Source organism: Actinoplanes sp. NPDC048791, assembly GCF_040650095.1.
GTDB lineage: Bacteria > Actinomycetota > Actinomycetes > Mycobacteriales > Micromonosporaceae > Actinoplanes.
The window spans coordinates 1-5014 of the sequence record NZ_JBEZGQ010000634.1 but is presented as its reverse complement, the minus strand read 5'-3'; the positions used below and the strand labels follow the sequence as shown (position 1 = coordinate 5014).

Sequence of the window (5014 nt, the reverse complement as noted above, 5' to 3'; positions counted from 1 at the left end):
CGGGTGCCGCTGGACGAGCTGGTCGGCGCCCCGCCCACCGGCGATCCGCGGATCTACGCCCGGCCGCTGCGGCACAGCAGCGGCCAGACCATCCTGCCGCTCAGCCGGCAGGCCACCGGCCTGCAGGCTTTCAAGCACATCATCCCGGCCGGGCGGCGGGCCGAGCCGGACCCCAAGACCCATGAGGGGTACGAGTGGCTGTACGTCCTGCACGGCCGGTTGCGTCTGGTGCTCGGCGAGCACGACCTGGTCCTGCCGGAGGGTGAGGCGGCCGAGTTCGACACCCGGGTGCCGCACTGGTTCGGCAGCGCGAACGGCGAGGCGGTCGAGTTCCTCAGCATCTTCGGCCGCCAGGGTGAGCGGATGCACGTCCGCGCCCGCTCGACCCGCTCGTAGCGGCTACCAGCGCAGCGGCAGCGTCGCGAGGTACGCCTCCAGCCGGTCGGCGATCACCTGGTGGTCGCGCAGGGACGGGTGCCAGTGGCAGCCGCCGTAGTCCAGCCCGGCGCTGTCGTAGTACCAGTACCGGACCCGGCTGTCGCCGCGGTCGTTGCTCTCCTGGACGACCTGCCGGGCGGTGTCGGCGAACGCCGTGGTGCCGGAGACTGCCGTCGCGCTCACCACGATGATCGTCCGGGGTCCGTAGCGGGCCCGCAGCTTGTCGAGGAAGCCCAGGTAGGCGGTGCGGTACGCGGCGATCAGACTCTCCGGCGTCCACTGCTCGCCCGGGTTGATCGCGGTGGAGAAGTCGTTGATGCCCAGGCCGACCACGACCAGCTGGGGCCGCCACCGGCCCGGCCGCCAGACGTCGCCGTCCACGCTGAGCAGCGCCCGGTCGTAGTAGGTGCGGTAGCTGGTGCCCGGTTCGCCGCCGTTGTAGTTGCGCACCATGCCGCGGCCGGAGAAGGCGTTGAGCTGGTAGTCGGCGTGCAGGCGCCGGGCGGTCAGGGCGCCGAAGCTCAGGTCCGCGTTCGTGGTCCGGTTGACCTCGTCGCCGGTGCAGTCCCGGGACGCGGAAAGGTTGCCGTAGCCCGCGGTGTACGAGTCACCGATGAACTCGATCTGCCGGTGCCGGGCCGGGGGACCGGGCAGGATCGCGCCACCGGCCGCGGGCACGAAGCCGCCGAACTCGCTGACCGCCCAGGGGCTCTCCGACCGTTTGACCAGCCGGACCCGGTGCGGGCCGGGGGCCAGGTCACGCACCCAGTACGTGGTCCGGCCGGGCATGACCAGGGTGGCGACCGTCGCCCCGTCGACCTGCACGTCGTAGTCGGCGGCGGCGTCGTTGAGGACGATCCCGACGCCGGTGCCCCGGAAGCGGCCCTCGAAGTAGACCCCGGGCCAGCTGAACTGCAATGCGTCCGCGGTCGCCTCGACGCGCCCGGCGGTGTGCACAGGGGACAGCGCGGTGGCGGGCCCGGCCGGCGGGGGTGCCGCACCGGCGCTCGTGGACAGCAGCAGGGCCGGCAGCAGGGCGGCGGCCAGCAGGGTTCCGGTCAGACGGCTCGGTCGCACGGGCTCTCCTCGGGGGTCACTCCCGGCTAACTCATTCGTGACTGTCGATGCCACCACTGAACCGGTCAAGTGTCAACGCCAGGCGAGGGCCCGATAGCCGATCGGGCGAACTTCTGCGCAGAGTGATCAGGTGTTCACCCAATCAGGTGACTCGACTACCTCAAGGTAGGCAAATACGTTGTCAACTGACATGAGTGCCCCCGACCATGCCCGGATACCGTCCGCCACGTGGATCCTCGATCCGCGCGACGGGCAGTTCGCGGCGTCCGGTGGGCCTCGCTCAGGCCGCCCGGCGAGCGGTGGACATCTGCCGGGGGACACTCACCGTGGCGGGAGGCTGCGGCCGTCGGCCGAGGACTTCCAGCGCGTCCAGCAGCATCGTCTGGACGACCGCCGACTCGGGCAGCTGCCAGCCGGTCTGCTCCGGGGAGACGGCCCAGCGGACCGGGCCCTGCGGGGTACGGCTCGGTGCTGCCGGGATCCACGAGCCGCGACCGTGGCGCAGCACGTCCAGACAGGACCCGAGCTCCGGCCGCAGTTCCGCTCCCGGGCGTACCAGGAACATCCAGCGCCCGGACGGCGTCACCACGACCGGACCGCGGGCGTCTCCACTCGCCGGGCCGAGGACGCCGGTGTGCAGGCGCACCGCGCCCAGCACCCGCAGGCCGACGGCCGCGGGCACCTCCAGCACGTCGAACTTCCAGCCGGTGGCCAGCAGCACCGTGTACGGCCGGCGGCGCCACCAGCGCGCCACCCGCGCGGGATCGGTGCTGGAATCCTCCTCCCAGGACTCGATGGCGGGATGGCAGCCCATGATCGGGCAGCCGGCCCGGCCGCAGGCGAAGCGGTGACCGGCCAGATAGGCGCCCGGGGTCACGGCCCAGCCCTGCGCGGCGTACCGCAGGGCGGCCCGCCGCAGTCGCAGCCGATCAACGTACTCCCATGGGCCGATCGGCCATCGGTTGCTCCACTGCATGGTCGGAATACCTCCGATCCGGCACTAGTGGCCGCTATAGCAGTCGCAACTGCCGTTACCAAGCTCGACACGCCTCGTTTGTCGGGGCAGATCACGTATTGCAACTTGCATGAGAAACTATCGAGCATCGGTGGGCAGACGATCACACAACCTGTGCGACCCGCACAGAGGAGTGAGGTCCACACTGCAGCTGACACACCGCAATGCTCACCGGCGGGGGTCGCCGGATGAGTGGGGGAGGCACCGTGGACGAGCTGCCGATCGGCCGCCGAGTCGCCTACTGGCGCGGCCGTCGAAAGATGTCCCAGCAGGTCTTCGCGGACCGGCTGGGAAAGTCGAAGAGCTGGGTCGACAAGGTGGAGCGAGGCGTCCGCCGGCTCGACAAGTTCTCCGTCGTCTATGAGATCGCCGACGTCCTGCAGATCGACGTCCAGCTGCTGCTGGGCAAGGACGTCGAGCGCAGGCCGGAGACGCAGAACTGCATCGACCAGGTCGAGGTCGAGGAGATCCGCGCGGCGCTGGAACGCTACGACCAGATGAGCGCGTTCTTCCACCCGGTGCCGATGGCACCGCCCCTGGCGGAGATGCGCAAGGCGGTGAGCCACGCCTGGCTGACCTACCAGCACGCCAAGTACGGCGTCCTCGCCCGCAAGCTGCCACAGCTGCTGCGCGACGCCCAGGCCGCCGACAGTGCCCACGCCACCGGTGAGGAAGCCCGCGACGCGGCGCACCTGCTCGGGCAGGTCTACCAGATCGCGTCGTCGGCGCTGCGCAAGGTCGGCGAGCACGAGCTCTCCTGGCTGGCCGCCGACCGCTCGATCGCCGTCTCGCAACGCGCCGGCGACCAGTTGCTCGCCGGGATGGCGACGCACCGGGTCGGCATGGCGCTGCTCTCCCTCGGCCGGATCCGCTCCGCCCTCGAGGTCAACGTCAACATCGCCAACCGGCTGGCGCCGACCACGCCGGAGTCGGCCACCCCGGAGCGGCTCTCCGTCTACGGTCTGCTGCTGCTCACCGGCGCCATGGCCGCCGCGCGGATCGGCGACAGTGCCACTGTCCGCGACCTGGTGTGTGGCGCCGAGCAGGCGGCCGGCGCGCTCGGTGGCGACTACAACCACTACTGGTCGTCCTTCGGGCCGACGAACGTGGAGCTGCACCGGGCCGCGGCCGCGGTGGAGCTGGGGGACGGCGGCAAGGCGATCGAGACGCACAACCGGATCAACAAGGAGAGCTTCGCCGCCATGCTGCCGGAGCGGCGGGCCCACCACTACCTGGACATCGCGCGGGGCTACACGCAGGTCGGCGACGTGGAGATGGCCAGCGAGATGCTGCTGGAGGGCGATCGGCTGGCCCCCGCGGAGATCCGCTGCCGCCCGCTCGCCCACGAGGTCATCTCCGACGTGTTACGACGCACGCGGGGTACACCGCCGGCACCCATCGCGGAGCTGGCCGAGCAGATGGGAGTCGGCGTATGAGGTGGGTTCTCGGGTGATGAACATCAACACCTCGCCCGGCGTGCTGTACGTCCTCGTGTGCGGCTCGCCCATCGCCCGCGACGTCGGCCTGCTGGTCGACCTGGCGCAGCGGGACGGCTGGGAGGTCTGCGTGATCACCACGCCGGACGGGCGCAAGTTCATCGACGCCGCCGCGCTGCAGGCCCAGACCGGGCACGCCGTGCGCAGCTACTACAAGAACCCCGGCGACGAGGACCTGCTGCCGCCGGCCGACGCGATGATCGTGGCCCCGGCGACGGTCAACACGATCAACAAGTGGTCCGCCGGCATCACCGACACCCTGGTGCTCGGGCTGCTGGTCGAGGGGTACGGCTTCAACATCCCGACGGTCGTGGTGCCGTACACGAACAGGGTCATGGCGCTGCACCCGACGTTGCACGAGAGCATCACCCGGCTGCGCAGCTGGGGCGTTCAGGTGCTTTACGGCGACGACGTCGTACGCCTCGGCGGACCGGGACAGAACGACCGTTTCCGGAGCCAGTTCCCGTGGCGGCGAGCGTTGCAGGCCCTGCACGCCCGATTCCCGGCCGACAACCGAGTCGAGCCCGGAGCCCGCTCCTGAAGCTGGGTAGAGTGGGCGGCCGTGACCGACTCTGCTGCCGCCCCACCGACCGTCCGTGACGTGGTGGGTGCTCTCGACACCCGTTATCCGCGTGCCTGGGCCGAGCAGTGGGACAGGGTCGGACTCGTCCTGGGCGAGTTCGACACCCCGGTCAGCACGGTTCTCTGCGTGGTCGACTGCGTCCCGGAGACCGTCGAGGAGGCCGTCGAGGCGGGCGCGAGCCTGATCGTCGCCCACCACCCGCTGCTGCTCAAGGGCGTCTCGTCGGTCGCGCCGGACACGTACAAGGGCCGGATCGTGCATCGGCTGATCAAGGCCGACGTGGCGCTCTACGTCGCGCACACCAACGCCGACGTGGCCAACCCGGGCGTCTCCGACGCGCTCGCCGCCCGGCTGGATCTCGTCGACCTGCGCCCGCTGGTCCCGGCCGCGCCGGGCAGCCCGGCC

The 5014-nt window shown here is 71.0% G+C and carries 6 protein-coding genes; 4 read left to right on the top strand and 2 right to left on the bottom strand.

Annotated features, from left to right (window positions below; translation table 11 throughout):
• On the top strand, nucleotides 1–396 hold a 396-nt coding region (locus tag AB0C29_RS33205; RefSeq protein WP_360828670.1), incomplete at its 5' end, for a cupin domain-containing protein.
• A 3-nt stretch (nucleotides 397–399) separates the two neighbouring features.
• Here the strand turns inward: AB0C29_RS33205 and AB0C29_RS33200 are convergent.
• Entirely contained in the window at nucleotides 400–1515 is a 1116-nt protein-coding gene (locus AB0C29_RS33200; RefSeq protein WP_360828667.1) for an SGNH/GDSL hydrolase family protein, read from the bottom strand.
• Nucleotides 1516–1795: 280 nt separating this feature from the next.
• A complete protein-coding gene (locus AB0C29_RS33195; protein ID WP_360828664.1) occupies nucleotides 1796–2491 on the bottom strand; it encodes a bifunctional DNA primase/polymerase in 696 nt (231 codons plus the stop codon).
• Nucleotides 2492–2736: 245 nt separating this feature from the next.
• Here AB0C29_RS33195 and AB0C29_RS33190 point away from each other — a divergent pair, with 245 nt between their 5' ends.
• The 3 genes from AB0C29_RS33190 to AB0C29_RS33180 all read left to right on the top strand — a co-directional run.
• Nucleotides 2737–3966 (top strand): helix-turn-helix domain-containing protein, encoded by a 1230-nt coding sequence (locus AB0C29_RS33190; protein ID WP_360548399.1) that lies wholly within the window; start codon nucleotides 2737–2739, stop codon nucleotides 3964–3966.
• A 16-nt stretch (nucleotides 3967–3982) separates the two neighbouring features.
• A complete protein-coding gene (locus AB0C29_RS33185) occupies nucleotides 3983–4567 on the top strand; it encodes a flavoprotein (RefSeq protein ID WP_360828661.1) in 585 nt (194 codons plus the stop codon).
• Between the two features lie 21 nt (nucleotides 4568–4588).
• Nucleotides 4589–5014, top strand: a 426-nt coding sequence (locus AB0C29_RS33180) for a Nif3-like dinuclear metal center hexameric protein (RefSeq protein ID WP_360828658.1), incomplete at its 3' end; no start/stop codon positions are given.